Genomic DNA, 18,681 nt, shown 5'->3' with positions numbered 1-18,681 from the left:
ATTGTTCATACATTTTGAAATTCCCAAATTTGTCTTGCTTATTTACTTCAATCGAAGGTTTTTTTTTGAACAAACGTTTTGTGCGGTTCACAACTGAATTTTTAGTATCTTTAGAGGATATTGAATTGACTAATAATCGTGCGCGCAAAGCTTGTTCTAGTTCTAGTTTATTTGCCAGTGGCATTTTTTCGCTCCCTTTCTTGAGATCATTTTTTATAATAAAAATCGTTTCGTGCGATTGATTCGCTTTTTTTCATGAAACGATTTTATATCTGTTTTTATGTCAAAAAGGCTCCTAAATTCATTTTCTCTATTTTCATTCTTCACAATGTATTTTTCGATAATGACAGAAAGGTTCCTCTTTGCCTATTCTTGATTTTCGTTCGTTTTTTTGTCTGATTTATGTAAAATTCTCAACTATATATGTAAGCAGTCACCCATATTTCTATTGTGAACGGATGACTGCCGGTAAATAAAAAGAATGAGTTCTCTCTATTAGAATCCTAAAATTATTTTTGTATTAGCTATTAGCAAACAACTCATTGGACATATTTTGCTAAAAACTCTTTGACGGTTTGCTGATACTTTTCTGGGTCTGCCTGATACGCTTTTGCGTGTTCGGCTCCCTTGACCACGTATTTTTCTTTTGGTCCCTTAGTTGCAGCATATACTTTTGCTAACATATTATAGGGAACGAATGTATCCGCATCACCATGGATAAATAACATCGGTTTCGTATTTTTAGTTAATTGATCAACGGCACTTGCTTCCCCAAAAAAATACCCTGCTCGAATTTTTGTAATCAAGCTAGTCACTTGGATCAATGGAAAAGAAGGTAAGTTGAACATATCTTTTAGTTGATATGCAAGTTCTTCATCAACTGACGAATACCCACAGTCTTCGATGATCGCTTTCACGTTATTTGGTAGCTTCTCACCGCTCGTCATCATCACAGTTGCTGCACCCATACTTACTCCATAAAGCACGATTTGTTGCGACTGCCCTGTTTCTGCTAAGATTTTATCGATCCATTGGACGTAATCTTTTCGCTCTGGCCAGCCGAATCCGATATAATCCCCTTCACTACGCCCGTGGCCTCGAGCATCTGGAACTAACACATTGTAGCCTAAATCATGAAACATTTTTGCATAATTTGCCATTGTTTCTGCATTCCCCATATAACCATGGGCAACAATAACTGTTTTATCACTTTTCTTTTCTGCTGGCAGATAGATCGCAGACAATTTCAAATGATCTGTTGATGTTAGATGCCAGTAAGTGCGATTCTCTTTCTGATTGAACCACTTTGTCGCCTCGTTTTCTTTTGTTGTTTGAGAAGTTCCCGGCGTATCGTTTTCTAAAAAATCCTTTTCTGATGGGACAACTGCATAATTATAAAAATAGTTGCCTGCAAATAATAGAACCACTATCACGACAATAGCAATTCCGATTACTATTTTTGTCAAAAGTTTCATCGCTTTCCTTCCTTATTCCATTATTAATACTAATTCTTGATTAAGTATAAACAAAGAAGTTATTCGATGCAATCCTTCCAAGAGTAAATATAAAGCTCCACATCACCCATTTCTCTTCAAATTTCATTTATAAATGGTTGTAAAAAAACCATCTTCACACAACTAATCTATCAAGATCAGTCTTGTTATCTCAGAGACATAACATCTTGACAAATTATTTAGACTAATCAATTTTTCAATCATTTTTACAAAAAAAACTTCAAAACCAGTTGAATTAACCGGCTTTGAAGTTTCCCCGATGTTCTTAGCTTTTAAACAAAAAATTTAAAAGTTAGGAACCATTATTTTTTATTTTCGATCATTTTAAAACTTGACCACGGTTTTAAGAAGTCTAATAAGAACAATTCATCTTCTGAAATACGTCCGACTACATTCACACGACCGTCATTTTTCATCTCTTTTAGCGCAATTTGAGTTTCACCTTTGTATTGGTCATACCCCACATTATCAATCAAGACATCCCCGCGAGACATGTCCCGGGTATTATGTGGTGGGAATGGTTTATCTTTATAGTAGATTCGTGTCATTGTTGATCGAAGGATATATTCTGAACGATCACCACGATAGCTGTGGAGATTATCAAACAAACAAATCCGTTCATCTTCGGTGATATCTTCTTCAACATCTACTTTCAACGTTGGATAATCTGCATTAAATGCTTCTGCCATCGCTTTTAGTTCTTCCTCGCTCGCATAAGCATTGCCGATAGAAATATCATCGATCAAACCCGTAAGCATCAAGTGCTTGACTTGTGTAGAAATCTCTAAGTTTCGATGATCTTCAAGCGAACACAACCCGTCTTGCGTTGGCCATGGTCCGAAATCAGCGGTTTGAGAATTGACGAATGCCATTGTATTCAAATTATAATTTCTAAATTTTTCTGAGCAATACACAAAATGATCATAACTCAAACCAGAATAGCGATGAGGGTAAAAATTATGAGACCCTAACAAATTATTAGTATTCGGAGAATAACTCATGATGTTGTCAACATAACTAGTTCCAGAACTCATATTGATCTCAATCTTAATACCGTATGGATTACGTGTCATTTTTGCTTCTTCAGCTCCCGTAAACCCGATATCTAAACGGATGCCGTACGCTCCCATCTTATGGAAAAAGGAAAGATCATCGTAGGATATCCCTAATTGTTCAAATAATGCTGGGTTGATATCTACCATAACTTCCATTCCTAATTGGTTTGCATATTCCACAACTTTAGAAAAATCAGCTAAAACCTTCTCTTTGTCATCTTCTATTTGTAATAAGCTAGTAAATACACGTTTGAATCCATATTTATGTGCTAAATCCAAATATGCTTTGTCCTTTTTGAACGTTGAACGTTCCGGATAAATCGAAATACCTAATTTTCCCATCAGTTGAATCCTCCCAAAATCTTTTTTGTATCCACTTACATTATAACAAAAGCGCTTTAAATGGTCTACACCTTTGAGAAAAGTGATCATAAACGAAGAAATTATGAGAAAAAGAATAGGTAAATTGAACATTATTTGTTATCATTATAGATAACAAACTGATTATCTTTGAAAGGAACCAAAAATGAAAACAAAAAAACTTCTTTTAAGTATGGGATTGGTTGCAACCCTACTATTTGCAGCAGGGTGTAATCAAAGTGAACCAAAAACAAACACTTCTGAAACAACAAGTTCAACAGAAAAAACAACGGAAAGCAGTACAAAAGAAAGTGTCGATTTAAACGCACTCCCTCTTCCTCAATTGAGCAATGAGGTCGCTGCCAATGAAGATCTGGTTGAGATGGTCACATCAAAAGGGACAATCAAAATGAAATTATTCCCTGAATTGGCCCCTAAAGCAGTTGAGAATTTTATGACACATGCTAAAGATGGCTATTACGATGGCTTGACTTTCCACCGAGTGATCAAAGATTTCATGATCCAAGGAGGCGATCCTAAAGGGGATGGTACTGGCGGTGAAAGTATTTGGGGCAAAGGATTTGAAACTGAAATATCTAACCAGCTTTACAACATCCGCGGAGCTTTATCCATGGCACGTGCCCAAGATCCTAACAGTAATGGGAGCCAATTTTTTATCGTCCAAAACTCAGATGATATGCATGACGGACTATTAAAAGATGATTACCCTCAAGCAATCATCAATGCGTATAAAAATGGTGGCTATCCTAGTTTAGATGGTGAATATACGGTCTTTGGACAAGTCATCGAAGGAATGGACGTTGTAGATAAAATCGCAGAGGTTGAAACAGATGCCTCAGATAAACCAAAAGAAGCGGTTAAAATTGAAAAAATCAATATCTTACAAGAAGCGAAAGAATCATAAGACGAATCATTAAGTAAAAGCCGAAGAATAACGAAAGGTACTCCATTGCCCTTCGCTGTTCTTCGGCTTTTACTGATAACTGGGTCCTTGTAAATTCTGCTTTTATAAAAAAAGCCGCTTTACCCAATTAAGCATCTTTGTTCACAATAAAAGTAAACTCACACTCACAAACTTTTTTATCCTCGACATAAGCCGCAGATAAAGCGGTCCCTACTGCACCCTTCATTTTTGTGATTTCAAAATGACATTTCATCACGTCACCAGGAACCACTTTCTGGCGAAATTTCGCTTTGTTAATCCCACCGATATACGCTCTTTTGCCTAAAAATTCTTCTGATTTTAAAATCAGAATCGATCCAGCTTGCGCTAAGGTTTCTAGAATCAATGCACCAGGCATTACTGGATTATCAGGAAAGTGTCCTTGGAAGAAATCTTCATTGATTGTTACATTTTTCGTTGCGACGATTTTCTTTCCTGGTTCTAAGGTATCGACATAATCGATATAGCATATTGGATAACGATTGGGAATCAAATCCATTACTTCAGTAGCTGATAATACGTAAGACATAATATACTCCTTCTTTTGGCTAATTGCCTTGATTATTACTTTGATTATCAAAGTATCATATTCTTAAATTTTTAGCAATCTTTTTTTATTATTAAAAAAAATAGTTTGACAATCAAAGCATTTTGACTAATAATAGAAAATCAAGAGGTTATTATTTTGCAATTATTGTTTATTATACAACCTATTAAATCTTTTTAAGATCAAAGGAGTGTCAATATGTCTTTTTTAGAAGGAAAGAAAATCGTCATTATGGGCGTCGCAAATAAGCGAAGTATTGCTTGGGGTTGTGCCGAAGCAATGATGAAACAAGGTGCTGAGATCATCTATACTTATCAAAATGAACGCATGAAAAAATCATTGCTTAAATTAGTCGGCGAAGATGCCTTTACGGTGGAATGTGATGTATCAAGTGATGAAAGTATTGAAAAAGCAATGGATGCAATCGGCGAATATGCTGGAGAAATCCACGGCCTAGTACACGCGATCGCATACGCAAACAAAGAAGAATTATCAGGAAACGTATCCGATATCTCACGTGATGGCTATCAATTAGCGCAAGATATCAGTAGCTATTCATTAATCGCTGTAACAAAATATGCACAAAAGTATCTAGCACATAACAGCGGAATTGTAAGCATGTCTTATTTAGGATCAGAACGCGCTATTCCTAACTACAACATGATGGGAATTGCAAAAGCATCTTTAGAAGCAGCCATCCGTTACTTAGCTGCAGAACTATCTCCTAAAGGCATTCGTGTCAACGGTATTTCAGCTGGGGCGATCAAAACATTAGCGGTTACTGGCGTGAAAGATTACCAAAAATTGATCCAATTATCTGAATCACGTACACCAGATCAACAAGGTGTGACGATCGAAGAAGTCGGAAATGCCTGTGCCTTTTTAATTAGCCCATTATCAAGCGGAATGATTGGCGACATTGTTTATGTAGATAAAGGCGTCCACTTATCTTAAGAGAACCCTATTTACTTTAGTCATCCCATTAAAACAACGCGAATCGCTTTTTATTTAAGTAAGATAACGGAAAATTCGTTTAACACTAACGAACTCACCGGTTTCAAATAAATTTTAAACGACGACCCAATATTGATAGGCTTATCAATATTGGGTCGTCTTATTTTTATTGATCCCTAAAAAAATATGAGACCCAGACAATGATACGCATGAAATATGCCTATCTAGATTAATGCGGCAGATTACAAGCCAATTGATTGTTAAAATATAAACAGTTTATATTTTAATATGAGTGAAATTGTATCTTCTATTTGGTGATGGATAAACTCTTCTAAAGTAGTATGTGGCAAGAAAGCTTGTAAAACTAATTTATAAAAAAACTAGGACAGATCATCTATATCTGTCCTAGAAATCGTAGCATCTCTTTTTTATTAGATTATACTGTTGTTTATTCGACTACTTCGATCCAACCCTCAGGCGCTTCTACATCGCCAAACTGGATCCCTGTCAATTCATCATACAATCGTTTAGTTACAGGACCAACTTCTGTTTCGCTATGGAAAACATGTAAGTTATTTTGATAATAGATCCCTCCGATCGGTGAGATGACCGCTGCTGTGCCACACGCTCCTGCTTCGGCAAACTGATCTAATTGATCAATAAAGATATCCCCTTCGACAGCAGTTAAGCCTAAACGCTCTTCAGCCAATTGTAAGAGTGAATATTTCGTGATACTCGGTAAAATCGATGGCGATTGCGGTGTGATAAATTGCCCATCTTTAGTAATACCAAAGAAATTCGCTGCACCGACTTCTTCAATTTTCGTGTGAGTAGCAGGATCTAAATACACGCAGTCTGAATAATCTAATTCCTTCGCTTGTGTACCTGGCAACAGACTAGCTGCATAGTTCCCTCCTACTTTTGCTGCCCCTGTTCCATTAGGTGCTGCCCGGTCGTACTCTGATACGATAAAGTTCGTTGGTTTCAAACCACCTTTAAAGTAAGCACCAACTGGTGTACAGAAAACGACAAATAAGTACTCTGGCGCTGGGTGTACACCAATGTTTTCACCGACACCAATCAGAAAAGGACGTAAGTATAATGTTGCGCCTGTTCCATAAGGTGGTACAAATGCTTCGTTCGCTTTGACTACGTCTTTCACAGCTTCAATGAACATTTTTTCTGGTACCATCGGCATCAATAACCGTCTAGCACTTTGATTCAAACGACGGCTGTTTTGATCTGGTCGAAAAAGATTGATCTTGCCATCTTTTCTTCGGTAAGCTTTTAATCCTTCAAAGCATTGTTGTCCATAATGAAGCGCTGGAGAACCTTCATGGATTGTTAAATAGTTGTCTTCCGTCAATTCTCCTTTTTCCCATTGACCATCTTTCCACTTTGCAACGTAACGCCAAGGAGTTTTGATATATGAGAAACCTAAATTATTCCAATCCAATTGCATATTCATTCCACCTATCTTTGTTTTGTGAATATTTTAGCACTATCCTTGAGGTTTGTCATTTTATTTTTTGGAAAATTTCTGAAATTTGAAACAGTTTTGCTGATTTTCTTTTTCCCTCGTTCTTGTTACAATACAGTAGTGAGTATATATTTTAGAAAAGGGGATCTTATGTTTTTACAACTAGCGACAACAGCAACCACTTCCACTGGTGAAACATTAACTGACCAAGCAGTCCACCAAGTGAATGCTTTTCAACGTTTCTGGAATACGATCGATTGGGATGCAATTTTTGCAACCTTCATCCAAAAAGGACTTTATTTAGTTTTTTTAATTCTTTTATTTGCCATACTCAACCGTGTCGGAAAATATTTAATTGATAAATCTTTTAAACAATATTCTAAGAAATCGGTTTTGAATGAAAGTCGTTTAAAAACGTTACACAGTCTGTTAAATACGATTTTCCAATACACGATGGGTTTTTTCTTTATTTATGCGATTTTATCCGTCATTGGTGTTCCGATTGGTTCATTGTTGGCAGGAGCGGGAATTGCTGGGGTAGCAATTGGATTGGGCGCACAAGGCTTTATGAGTGATGTGATTACTGGCTTTTTCATTATTATGGAACAACAAATGGATGTCGGAGATTATGTAAAATTAGCGAATCTGTCAATTGAAGGAACAGTGGCTTCTGTCGGTATTCGGACGTTACAGTTAAAAGCCGTAGACGGTACGGTCCACTTTATTCCCAATCGAAACATCACGACTATCAGCAATCTATCCAGAGCGAATATGCAAGTTCTACTTGATATTCGCATCGTGCCGGAAGAAGGCTATGATTCTATCTACGAAATCATCGATCGTGTAAATCAACGATTAGCTGAAAAATACCAAGACGACTTACAAACTGAACCAACAATTTTTGGATTAGTCGATTTAGGGAACAGTAATTTTGCGATTCGAACCATTTGTTATGCCTTGAATGGGAAACAATTTGTTTTGAAAGAAGAATTTTTGAGTTCTTATGTAAAAGAATTGACAACAGCAGGATTTACCATTCCTAACAGCCCGATCAGCTTGAAATAAAAAAGATTGAGACGATTCCTTACGCTTTCCATTAAATGACCTTAATGGAGAAATAAGTGTAATCAGTCTCAATCTTTTTTGCTTTAATCGTTAACTAACGATGTCTAACTTTTCTTTTAATTCTTCGACTTTAGGCGAAACAATGTTTCGTCGTTCCAATTCATGCACCATATAGTTGACTGCCTTTAGTAGTTCTTTTCGAGTAATGATCCCTTTAAAAACTTTGTCTTCTGTAACAACCGGTAGAAAAGGTGAATCAACTAATAAATGGAGAACTTCTTCTAGTTCCCAATTTTCATCGATCGTTGCAACATTCGTTTCCATTACATCTGCAACGGTTAGTCCTTCTAATGGGTCCATGCTGATCGTTTGTAGATCGATCATTTTATTGACGACATCAGATAAGCTAACTAATCCCACGAAACGGTCATCTTTTCCTAGTACAGGGATCTTCGTATAACCTACTTTCGATAAAACAAGCAAACCATGTGATAATGGATGTTGATACATGACATTCGCTACATTTTCAGCCGAGATCAAAAAAGTCTCTCGATTTTGTAGCAATAACTCTCTTACAATCGGTCCAATCATTGGAGGGCCTCCATTTCAATTTCATTTCAACATAATTATTTTACCGAAAACGGATGCAAAATTCATATAAAAAATCGAGATTTTAGTAAAAATTAGAGATTTTTTGCTTACAAGGAAAAAGTGAAAGCCAGTTCCTCGACAGGTTGATGCGCTCGATTATAATATTGAACATTGACTTGTTCTCCACTGTGTTCAATCAAGGCATAAGAAGGGATTTGGATCGGTCCTCGTGGTTGCGAAATGCTTCCAGGATTCAAATACAAGACCCCTTCTACTACCTCACAACCAATTTGATGCGTATGACCAAAAAAGACCATCGTTGCTTGGTTGGCTTGCGCTTCAAGCGCTAATTGAGTAAGACCAAAACGAACATTTGCCAAATGTCCATGAGTGATAAATATTTTATCTTTCCCAGTATCAACCCACTCTTTTTCAACAAATCCCGGTCCGAAATCACAATTTCCCTTGACTACATGGAAGTGCGTCCACAATTGATCTTCTGGCGATAATTCTGAATCGCCACAGTGAAAGAAGAAATCCACTTTCGTTTGATAACGAGCAACTAGATCAGCTAAGATTTCCCGATCACCATGGTTATCACTGACAACTAAATATTTCATTTGTTTTCACCTTCCAACCAGCTTTGCCATACTTGGCTCAATTTTTTCATTGCTTGTGCCCGGTGGCTGACTTGGTTTTTTTCTTCACTTGACATTTCGGCTGCAGTTTCAGTTGAACCGTCAGGAATAAATAGTGGATCATACCCAAAGCCGTTGTCTCCTCTTGGGATTCTTCCTACTTTTCCTGGCCATTGCGCTTCCACCACTAGACTTTCTTTATCCGGTGCAGCAAAAACCAAGGTGCAATGAAATTGCGCCGTTCTTTTCTCATCTGGAATCTCCGTCATCTCATAAAGTAATTTCGCATTGTTTCCTGCGTCACTTTTGTGTTCGCCGGCAAATCGTGCAGAGTAGATCCCTGGCATGCCGCCTAAAGCATCTACTTTCAAACCAGAGTCATCAGCTAATACAGGTTGATTCAACAAATAAGCAATCGTTTCCGCCTTCAGACGAGCATTTTCCTCAAACGTTGAACCAGTTTCTTCTACATCAGGTAATTCAGGATAGTCAAACAATGTTTTGACTTCATAACCTGCTTTGCCAAACATCGCTTTAAATTCTTCTGCTTTCCCAGCATTTTTGGTAGCAATAACGATCGTCTTCAAATCGTCCTCTCTTTCTGCTCGTTGCTCGAACAAGACATTTTTTTGTTCAAGAATCAATTGCTCAATCGCCGTTTTCCCATAAAAGAGCAGATCGTTTAATTGTTCTCCATCAAAGGTTGCTTCTTCCCCAGTTCCTTGAATCTCGACAAATTTGCCAGATTCAGTCATGACTAGATTCATATCGACTAGCGCTGCAGCATCTTCTTCATAATCTAAATCTGCCACACATGTCTGATCGGGTAAAATCCCAACACTGATAGCAGCTAAATGTTCAATAACTGGGTCTTCACGTAAAACTTTTGTTTGAAGTAACTTTTCGACTGCTAATTTTAACGCAATAAAAGCTCCTGTGATGCTAGCCGTTCTTGTCCCACCATCTGCTTGCAAAACATCGCAATCAATGATAATACTACGTTCGCCTAACTTTTTCAGATCAACGACCGCTCTTAACGAACGACCAATCAACCGTTGGATTTCCATTGTGCGTCCTGAAAGTTTTCCTTTGCTGCTTTCTCTTCGATTTCTAGTATGAGTCGCACGTGGCAACATGCTATATTCTGCTGTTACCCAACCAGTTCCTGTTTCTCTTAAAAATGGCGGAACGTTTTCTTCAATCGTAGCAGAACAATTGACGATCGTATCACCAAAGTGAATCATAACAGAACCTTCTGGATGTTTAAAAACATTTGTTTCAATCTTTATTTTTCTTAACTGCTGAGGTTGTCTTCCATCGTGACGCATCTGTTATTTCCCTCCTAATTCAATATGCTCAACATTCAACTGATCGAGCATCAGCCAATCTTGTGCAATCTCTTTAAAAAGCTTAGCTGAACCAGTCGTATAGAATTGACATAACGTCCGACCCTCACTGACTGAATTGCTGATTTCAAAATAGTCCAGCAACATCGAAACTTCCCCGACAGTCTCTGCACCTGAATCGATTAATGTTACACTTTCTCCCATAACGTTTTGGATAATCGGACGTAACAAAGGGTAATGGGTACAACCCAATATTAATGTATCGATTTTCTTAGTAACCAATGGCGCTAGTGTCTGGGCAACGATTTTTTTTGCAACTGACGAATGATATTCATTACTTTCCACTACCGAAACGAATTTTGGACAAGCCAAACTAGTCACGGCAAGTTCAGGTACCTTCGTTTTCAGCGCTGTTTCATAAGCACGACTTTTGATCGTTCCGAGGGTTCCGATAATCCCTACTTGTTTATTTCTTGTTTGTTTAACAGCTGCTCTTGTCCCAGGTAAGATCACACCAATGACTGGAATAGGAAGTGCCGCCTTGATTTCTTCTAAAGCAACCGCAGTAGCAGTATTACAGGCAATCACTAACATTTTGATGTTTTGTTCCACCAAATGATTCGTCATTTCCCAAGTAAATTCGATCACTTGTTCTGCCGGTCTAGGACCATAGGGGCAACGGGCAGTATCTCCAACATATAAGATATTTTCATTTGGTAATTGTTTCAATGCTTCTTTGACCACCGTCAATCCACCAACACCTGAATCAATAAAACCAATCGGGCGATTATCAGTCAATAGTATCATCCTTTTTCTCAATAAATTCTATCTTCCTTATTGTGGACTTTTTAAGGTGATTTTTCAAGTACTACCTTTGTACTTCTATCCATAAAGCTTGAATAGCTCACACAGTCGATCTAAAGAATCACTAGTTTGACTTAATGATCTTAAGTTAGTTGTTTTTAGCAGATGAAGATTGCTCTTTATCTACACTTATCATGAATGATTGCGATTCGTTTTAGAGATACTAGAAGAGACTGAGACAAGTTTTGTCCCAGTCTCTGAGCAATTATGGTTTATCGACTAACTTCAGCTGATCCTTGAGATAAAGAATTCATTTGTTTTATATTTTTGTTTGGTTTTGGTGGAGTATTTTGTTCCGATCCTAGATTACTTAGTCTTTGATTCAATGGTAATGGAACTTGATCTATTGGATTTGGGTTTGTTCTATCTAGTTCGGGAAGCTTACTTAGCAAAGTTGTTTTTCCATTGATTATTTCGTTAAGCTCTTTTTTATCTTCTTTAGTCAGAGTAAGCATATAAGGTATATTGCGTCTATTTATTTCATTAAGTTTTCTGCTACCAATAAATTCCGCCATCGTAGATAGCATTTTGGGTTCTACCTTTTGGTTCTCGTTAAGTGCTAATGCAGTGTTCATTGCTCGAGATAACAAAAGCGCGTTGTCATCCACTACTTCAGCTATAGTCTTCCCATTTATTTTAATGTCTGCTTCATTTTCTTGTTTTTTATCTGTTTGTTGTTTCGCTCTCTCTCTGATTATATCCCGAAGTGCTTCTTTTTCTTCTATTCTCATGACAAGATTATCAGAAAGTGTATCCATATACTTTTCATCAAGATAACTATTCTCAATGGTAATTGCTATTTCATGTAAATCCTTTGGAGAGATAGTTTTATTCTCTGAAAGTTGATAATTTACTTTTATTGTTTCAGCCAATAGGGAGACTATCTTATTCTGTACCACAACATTTAATAGATTAATTCGGGCTGGTGCTTTTGGTAAAGTTCCTGGTTTTGGCGACGTATTTGGTTCCAAGCCTGGAGTATTCTCACTTTGATTTAGTAGAGTTCTTAAATTTGGTTTTGGTGATGTCTGTAGTGGATTCTTTGGTTTTGAATCTAAATTGTTTAGTCCTTGACTTAATGTTGAACTTAGGTTCATTTTAGCTGGTTCTTGTGAAATTTCGAGTTCCTTATTTAGCAATGTTGTTTTTTCATTTGTTATTTCATTAAGCTCTTTTTTATCTTCTTTAGTCAGAGTAAGCATATAAGGCATATTGCGTCTATTTATTTCATTAAGTTTTCTGCTACCAATAAATTCTGCCATCATAGATAGTATTTCTGGTTCTACCTTTTTGTTCTCTTTAAGTTCTAATGCAGTGTTCATTGCTCGAGATAGCAATAGTGCGTTGTCATCTAGTACTTCAGCTATGGTCTTCCCATTTATTTTAATGTCTGCTTCATTTTCTTGTTTTATTTCTGTTTGTTGTTTCGCTCTTTCTCTGATCATATCCCGAAGTGTCTCTTTATCTTCTCTTGTCATGACAAGAGCGTTTGGAACCGCATCTATATACTTTTTATCAAGAGAACTATTCTCAATGGTAATTGCTATATTATGTAAATCCTTTGGAGAGATAGTTTTATTCTCTGAAAGTTGGTAAGCTACTTTTATTTCTTCAGCCAATAGGGGTACGATCTTATCATTTATTACACTATTTGAGAATATATTCCGAAGCTTGTCTTTGTCTGCTTGTGTCAAGGCAAGCGTACGCATGAGCTCCAGTTTCTGGTCTATATTTAGGTTTAAATTCACAACCTCATTTGCTATTCTATGTAGTTTATTCGGGTTTGCAGGTCGTTTCTCTGAAAGCTGATGCTTATTTGTAATAGTAGTAGCAACAGCATGTACATTCTGCTGAAATAATTGTTCTGATTCTGTTGATTTTTTTTTGACATTATTACGTCTTTCATTCGCAATATGTTTTGCTATTTCCTTTAGATCATGTTGGGCGTTAGGTTTGTATTTTTTTATAATAGCTATAGTAGCAGCTTTCTTTTGTTCTTCGTATATAGATAGAAGAGTGTCTTGATCTTTTTCTGGTATTTTAAGTTCGAGAATAACCTCTCTTTTCTGTTCATCACTAAGATCTAATTTCGCAATCTTTTTTGCTGTTTTATTTAGTTTTTCTGAGGAGTTAGATTGATCCTCTGAAAGTTCATATTTAGTTGTAATAGCTATAGTAGCAGCTTTTATTTCGGCGTCTTTCTGACTTTCTTGTGTTTGCAACAAGTCTTGTTTTTCTCTGTATATTTCTCCAAGAGTAGCTCGATCTTCTTTTGAGATTTCAAGTTTAGCAATAACCTCCCTTTTCTGTTCTTCAACAAGATTTAAATTCATAATCTCAGTTGCTATTGCCTCTAGTTTCTCTTTAGGGACAGATTGGTTCTCTACAAGTTGATATTTACTTGTAATAGCTAGAGTAGCATTATTTATTACCTGTGTTATTAATTTATTCACCTTGGGAATTTGATCATTTAGAAGCTCACGTACATCATCTCTATTTGTAATATGTAGATCGGAAATAAAGTTATAACACGTACTAGGTTTCAAAGGAAGATAATGGAATTTATCAAGGTCTTCAATTAGTGCAGCTTTTGTTTTTTCCGATAAAGGCGTGTTTGAATTAAGACTATGTTTTTCATTAAAATGGTCAATAAAAAAGGTTCTATCTTCGCTATCCATTTCAATAGTTCTTTGTTGTAACAGGTTTTTCTCTTCTGAATTCAATGGAAGATTGGAGATGTTTCCTTCGCTTGAAGTTGGATCGCCTTTAGAAAGATCTTTATCTATTACTAGTGTTTCCGTATTAGTAGATTGCTTTTTCTCTTCAGTTAGTTCATAAGCAAGAGCAGGCTGATCTTTGGGCTGTGCTATTCTATTGCTTGGTTGTAACAGGTTTTTCTCTTCTGGATTCAATGGAAGATTGGAGATGTTTCCTTCGCTTAAAGTTGGATCATCTTTAGAAAGATCTTTATCTAATGCTACTAGTGTTTCCACATTAGTAGATTGCTTTTTCTCTTCAGTTAGTTCATAAGCAAGAGCAGGCTGATCTTTGGGCTGTGCTATTCTATTTCTTGGTTGTAACAGTTTTTTCTCTTCTGGATTCAATGGAAGAAGTAAAAGGATTCCTTCGGTTGAATTTGGATCATATTTAGAAAGTTCTTTACCTAATGCTACTAATGTTTTCACATTAGTATGTTGATTTTTTAGTTTATACTTTTTGGTTAATCTATAAGCAAGATTAGGCTGATTTTCGGGGTTTACTATTCTATTTCTTGGTTGTAACAGTTTTTTCTCTTCTGGAATCAGCGGAAGATGTAAGAGGATTCCTTCGGTTGAATCTGAATCATATTTAGAAAGTTCTCTATCTAATTTTGCGAATGTCACCGGATCAGTACGTTCCATTTTTAGGTTATACTTATCGGTTAACCTATCAGCAATTTCAAGTCGATCTTCGGGTTTTACTATTCTATTTCTTGGTTGTAACAGGTTTTTCTCTTCTGGGATCAGCGGAAGATGTAAGAGGATTCCTTCGGTTGAATCTGGATCATATCTAGAAAGATCTTTTCCTAATGCTACGAATGTTTTTAGATTAGTATGTTGATGTTTTAGTTTATACTTTTTGGTTATTCTATAAGCAAGTTCAAGCTGATCTTCGGGCTGTACTATTCTATTTCTTGGTTTTAACTGTTTTTTCTCTTCTGGAATCAATGGAAGATGTAAGAGGATTCCTTCGGTTGAATCTGGATCATATCTAGAAAGATCTTTTCCTAATGCTGCCATTGTTTTCAGATTAGTATGTTTATTTTTTAGTTTATACTTATCGATTAATCTATCAGCAAGTTCAAGCTGATCTTCGGGCTGTACTATTCTATTTCTTGGTTGTAACAGGTCTTTCTCTTCTGGAATCAGTGGAAGATGTAACAGGATTCCTTCGATTGTAGCTGGATCATATCTAGAAAGTTCTCTACCTAATTTTGCGAATTTCTCCGGATTAGTACGTTCCATTTTTAGTTCGTACTTATTGGTTAGTCTATAAGCATGACTTTGCTGATCTTCAGGCTGTACTATTCTATTTCTTGGTTGAAACAGGTTTTTCTTTTCTGGAGTCAATGGAAGATAGAAGAGGATTCCTTCGATTGTAGCTGGGGCATATTTAGAAAGATCTTTTCCTAATGCTACTAGTGCTTTCATATCATCAGATTTATTTTTCTCAAGTTTATACTTATTAGTTAGTTCATAAGCAAGTGAAGACTGATCTTCGGGTTGTACAATTACTTTTTTTCCGTTTTTTTTATTTAGTTTCAACCTATCTTTTAGTCTATAAAAAATACCACGCTGATTTTTGGACTGTACGCTTACTTTCTCTCCATTTTTTTTATTTAGTTTTTCCATGTTGTTTTCTCCTTTGCACTTTTATATACTGCTTTATAAATTTATCAGAAAAAAAAGGACATCAAAAACTTTTATTCCTAAATAAAGAAATTCTTGGAGTTTAATACCATGGTATTTGTTCAAATTTTAGAATATTATTTTTAATTTCTGAAAATAATTAGTCAAGAATAGTGTTTTCAAAAAGATTATGCATGAATAAAGTTTTATTTGAGTCCACTTATACATAACTATTTCTTTCATAATTTTTTTCTGAATATATTTGCGTAACCACGTGTAGTGATTTGAAAAAAATAGTATTCCTGTATAAAAATATAGAAATACGTAATTTACGGATTTAATTCAATGACATCATGAAAAATAGAAACTTTTTGATTAATTAACGAACAAATGTGAGAAAACAAAAAAATCTGAGAAAGAATGGGGTACCTTCTTGCCCAGATTTGATTTTGCATCACTCATCAGTACTTATTGACGAAGAGATGAAAAATATTAATCATCCCTAAAACAGCAAGAGCCGAACAATCCCTTTTCAGAAAATGATTCGTCTTGAGCAATTATGGTTCATCGACTAAATTCATCTAAATCTTTAGATACGTGAATCGTTTGGTTTAGTGGAGTCTGTGGTTTCGAGCCTAGATTGTTTACTCTTTTTAATGGGTTACCTTTTGATGGATTTGGTTTTGGCGATATCGGCGGTTCCGATCCTAGATTATTCCCACTTTTCTTTAGTAGAGATCTTAAATTTGATTTTAATGATGTCTGTAGTGGTGTATTTGGTTTTGAGTAAAAATTATTTAGTCCCTGACTTAATATTGAGCTTAGGTTCGTTTTAGCTGATTCTTGTAAAGTTTCTGCCTGGTTTAGCAACGTTGTTTTTTTATTTATTAATTCATTAAGTTTATCTCTATCTATTTCTGGTATTTCAAGTTCGAAAATAACCTCTCTTTTCTGTTGCTTATTAAGATTTAAATTCAAAATCTCATTTGCTATTGCATCTAGTTTTTTTGGGGGATTAGGTTGGTCCTCTGAAAGTTGATATTTAGTTATAATAGTTAGAGTTGCATCATCTACTCCATGATAAAAGAATACTTCATCGTCTATCTTGCTTTCTTGTGTTTTTAACAAGTCTTGTCTTTCTCTGTACATTGTCTTAAGAGCGACTCTATCCTCTTTTGATATTTCAAGTACTCTAATAACCACCCTTTTCTGTTGCTCACTAAGATTTAAATCTATAATCTCTTTTACCATTTTCTCTAGTTTATCTCGGAAGATAGGTTGGTCATTCGAAAGTTGATATTTATTTGTAATAGCTATAGTAGCATCATTTATTCCCTTAAAAAAAAATGGTGCTGCTTCGGCAAAATTTCTTCGGATAATTCGTTTCTTATTGTTATTTTTATTAACTAATTGTGCCCCATCGCCACCATGTCCATTTTGTGTCCGATCATTTACTCTAGAGTCTGTCTTACTTTCTTTTATTTTTGGCAATACCTCAAGTTTTCTGTATATTTTCCAAAAAGATTCTCTATCAGCTTCTGGTATTTCAAGACCATTAATAACCTCTCTCTTTTGTTCATCACTAAGGTTTAAATCTATAATCTCTTTTGCTATTGCCGTTAGTTTCCTATGGTGAGTAGCTTGATCTTCTGAAAGTTGATATTTATTTTCAATATAAGTAACTGAATCATGTACTAGCTGATTAAATAACTGTAATGCTTTAGCTCCTCTTATTATAACTTCTGTATTACTTTGGGCTGGTGTTGGCCATTTCTGTAGTTCTTTAAATGTTTCGAGAAGAGTATCTTTATATCCCTTTTGTATTCCAAGACGGATAATAACCTCTTCTTTCTGTTCCTCACTAAGTTTTAAATTAAAAATCTCCTTTGCTATTGCCTTTAGTTTCCTTTCGTGGATAGATAGTTCATATTTATTTATAATGCCTATAACTGCATCATCTACTTGCTGATTAAATGATACTTTATCTTCACCTTTTGTGTTCTCATCTATTTTAGCATCTGTCCTACTTTCTTGCGCTTTAAAAAATTCTTGTCTTTCTCTATATATTGTTTGAAGAGTGGCTCGATCTTCTTCTGATATTTTAAGCTCGAAAACAACCTCTCTTTTGTATTCTTCACTAAGATTTAAATCCATAATTTCATTTACTATTGCCTTTAGTTTCTCTTCAGGGACAGATTGGTTCTCTGAAAGCTGATATTTATTGATAATAGCTATAGTAGCATGAATAGCAGCATTGTTTGCTTGCTGATAAAATAACTGTTCTGCTTTCATCAAATTTATTTTGTATATTTTCCAAAGAGTGGCACTATCTTCTGTTTGTAGTCCAAGTTGGAAAATAACCTCCTCTTTTTGTTCCCCACTAAGATTTAAATCCATTATCTCATCTGCTATTGCCTTTAGTTTATTTTCGGGGATAGATAGCTGATATTTATTTATGATAGCTATAGCTGCATCATCTACTTGCTGATACAATGATATTTCATCGTCATCTTTTGTAAGCTCTTTTAAATTAGCGTTTGTCTTACTTTCCTGTTTTTGCAACGAGTCTTGTTTTTTTCTATATATTTTCCGGAGAGTGGCTCGATCTTCTTTTGATAGTTCAAGTTTACCAATAACCTCCCTTTTCACTTCCTCATCAAGATTTAAATCCATGATCTCATTTGCTGTTGCCTCTAGTTTTTCTTCGGAGACTGTGTGGTTCTCTAAAAGTTGGTATTTATTTGTAATATCTATAGCAACATCATCTATTACCTGCGTTATTAATTCATTCACCTTTGGAAGTTGATCATTTATAAGCCTACCTACATCCCTTCTAGCTACTATATCCAGATCGAGAATAAAGTTATGATACGTACTAAGTTTCAAAGGAGTATGATAGAATTTATCAAGGTCTT

Annotated in this window: 13 protein-coding genes; 3 read left to right on the top strand and 10 right to left on the bottom strand. The window is 35.6% G+C overall.

The window, feature by feature from the left end:
* Positions 1-539: 539 nt before the first annotated feature.
* Both IGJ23_RS06145 and IGJ23_RS06140 read right to left on the bottom strand, forming a co-directional pair.
* Positions 540-1,475, bottom strand: a complete 936-nt coding sequence (locus IGJ23_RS06145) for an alpha/beta hydrolase (protein WP_053766076.1) — start codon at positions 1,473-1,475, stop codon at positions 540-542.
* Between the two features lie 341 nt (positions 1,476-1,816).
* Positions 1,817-2,911 carry a DUF871 domain-containing protein gene (locus tag IGJ23_RS06140; protein ID WP_010719272.1) on the bottom strand — a complete coding sequence of 365 codons (1,095 nt, stop codon included), beginning with the start codon at positions 2,909-2,911 and terminating at the stop codon, positions 1,817-1,819.
* A 184-nt stretch (positions 2,912-3,095) separates the two neighbouring features.
* Here IGJ23_RS06140 and IGJ23_RS06135 point away from each other — a divergent pair, with 184 nt between their 5' ends.
* Complete coding sequence (locus IGJ23_RS06135) at positions 3,096-3,854, top strand: peptidylprolyl isomerase (protein WP_010719273.1); 759 nt, start codon at positions 3,096-3,098, stop codon at positions 3,852-3,854.
* Positions 3,855-3,981: 127 nt separating this feature from the next.
* Here IGJ23_RS06135 and fabZ read toward each other — a convergent pair whose 3' ends face one another.
* Complete coding sequence (gene fabZ / locus IGJ23_RS06130) at positions 3,982-4,422, bottom strand: 3-hydroxyacyl-ACP dehydratase FabZ (RefSeq protein ID WP_010719274.1); 441 nt, start codon at positions 4,420-4,422, stop codon at positions 3,982-3,984.
* 216 nt (positions 4,423-4,638) lie between these two features.
* On the opposite strand from fabZ, the gene fabI reads away from it, so the two are divergent.
* A complete protein-coding gene (fabI, locus tag IGJ23_RS06125; protein WP_010719275.1) occupies positions 4,639-5,394 on the top strand; it encodes an enoyl-ACP reductase FabI in 756 nt (251 codons plus the stop codon).
* A 448-nt stretch (positions 5,395-5,842) separates the two neighbouring features.
* Here fabI and IGJ23_RS06120 read toward each other — a convergent pair whose 3' ends face one another.
* On the bottom strand, positions 5,843-6,856 hold the full coding sequence (locus IGJ23_RS06120; RefSeq protein ID WP_010719277.1) for a branched-chain amino acid aminotransferase: 1,014 nt from the start codon (positions 6,854-6,856) through the stop codon (positions 5,843-5,845).
* Positions 6,857-7,024: 168 nt separating this feature from the next.
* On the opposite strand from IGJ23_RS06120, the gene IGJ23_RS06115 reads away from it, so the two are divergent.
* Entirely contained in the window at positions 7,025-7,939 is a 915-nt protein-coding gene (locus tag IGJ23_RS06115; RefSeq protein ID WP_034697771.1) for a mechanosensitive ion channel family protein, read from the top strand.
* Positions 7,940-8,029: 90 nt separating this feature from the next.
* Here the strand turns inward: IGJ23_RS06115 and cbpB are convergent, their stop codons facing one another.
* The 6 genes from cbpB to IGJ23_RS06085 form a co-directional block, all read right to left on the bottom strand.
* A complete protein-coding gene (cbpB, locus tag IGJ23_RS06110; protein WP_010719279.1) occupies positions 8,030-8,530 on the bottom strand; it encodes a cyclic-di-AMP-binding protein CbpB in 501 nt (166 codons plus the stop codon).
* A gap of 107 nt (positions 8,531-8,637) precedes the next feature.
* Complete coding sequence (locus IGJ23_RS06105) at positions 8,638-9,150, bottom strand: metallophosphoesterase (protein WP_010737496.1); 513 nt, start codon at positions 9,148-9,150, stop codon at positions 8,638-8,640.
* Positions 9,147-10,496 (bottom strand): ribonuclease PH, encoded by a 1,350-nt coding sequence (gene rph, locus IGJ23_RS06100; protein ID WP_010737495.1) that lies wholly within the window; start codon positions 10,494-10,496, stop codon positions 9,147-9,149. The genes IGJ23_RS06105 and rph overlap by 4 nt, the downstream gene beginning before the upstream one ends.
* 3 nt (positions 10,497-10,499) lie before the next feature.
* Complete coding sequence (racE, locus tag IGJ23_RS06095; RefSeq protein ID WP_207432275.1) at positions 10,500-11,321, bottom strand: glutamate racemase; 822 nt, start codon at positions 11,319-11,321, stop codon at positions 10,500-10,502.
* 269 nt (positions 11,322-11,590) lie between these two features.
* Complete coding sequence (locus IGJ23_RS06090; RefSeq protein ID WP_438774696.1) at positions 11,591-15,769, bottom strand: hypothetical protein; 4,179 nt, start codon at positions 15,767-15,769, stop codon at positions 11,591-11,593.
* A gap of 561 nt (positions 15,770-16,330) precedes the next feature.
* A complete protein-coding gene (locus IGJ23_RS06085; RefSeq protein ID WP_251849772.1) occupies positions 16,331-18,559 on the bottom strand; it encodes a hypothetical protein in 2,229 nt (742 codons plus the stop codon).
* Between the last annotated feature and the right edge of the window lie 122 nt (positions 18,560-18,681).

Origin of the sequence: Enterococcus sp. DIV1682a, assembly GCF_051711005.1 — a bacterium.
Classification (GTDB): Bacteria; Bacillota; Bacilli; order Lactobacillales; family Enterococcaceae; genus Enterococcus_B; species Enterococcus_B hirae.
The sequence above is the reverse complement of the archived record's forward strand: the minus strand, read 5'-3'. Positions and strand labels throughout refer to the sequence as shown.

Coding starts and splice junctions, on each gene's coding strand:
- IGJ23_RS06145 (WP_053766076.1), bottom strand. CDS start 1,475: ATGAAACTTTTGACAAAAATAGTAATCGGAATTGCTATTGTCGTGATA.
- IGJ23_RS06140 (WP_010719272.1), bottom strand. CDS start 2,911: ATGGGAAAATTAGGTATTTCGATTTATCCGGAACGTTCAACGTTCAAA.
- IGJ23_RS06135 (WP_010719273.1), top strand. CDS start 3,096: ATGAAAACAAAAAAACTTCTTTTAAGTATGGGATTGGTTGCAACCCTA.
- fabZ (WP_010719274.1), bottom strand. CDS start 4,422: ATGTCTTACGTATTATCAGCTACTGAAGTAATGGATTTGATTCCCAAT.
- fabI (WP_010719275.1), top strand. CDS start 4,639: ATGTCTTTTTTAGAAGGAAAGAAAATCGTCATTATGGGCGTCGCAAAT.
- IGJ23_RS06120 (WP_010719277.1), bottom strand. CDS start 6,856: ATGCAATTGGATTGGAATAATTTAGGTTTCTCATATATCAAAACTCCT.
- IGJ23_RS06115 (WP_034697771.1), top strand. CDS start 7,025: ATGTTTTTACAACTAGCGACAACAGCAACCACTTCCACTGGTGAAACA.
- cbpB (WP_010719279.1), bottom strand. CDS start 8,530: ATGATTGGACCGATTGTAAGAGAGTTATTGCTACAAAATCGAGAGACT.
- IGJ23_RS06105 (WP_010737496.1), bottom strand. CDS start 9,150: ATGAAATATTTAGTTGTCAGTGATAACCATGGTGATCGGGAAATCTTA.
- rph (WP_010737495.1), bottom strand. CDS start 10,496: ATGCGTCACGATGGAAGACAACCTCAGCAGTTAAGAAAAATAAAGATT.
- racE (WP_207432275.1), bottom strand. CDS start 11,321: ATGATACTATTGACTGATAATCGCCCGATTGGTTTTATTGATTCAGGT.
- IGJ23_RS06090 (WP_438774696.1), bottom strand. CDS start 15,769: ATGGAAAAACTAAATAAAAAAAATGGAGAGAAAGTAAGCGTACAGTCC.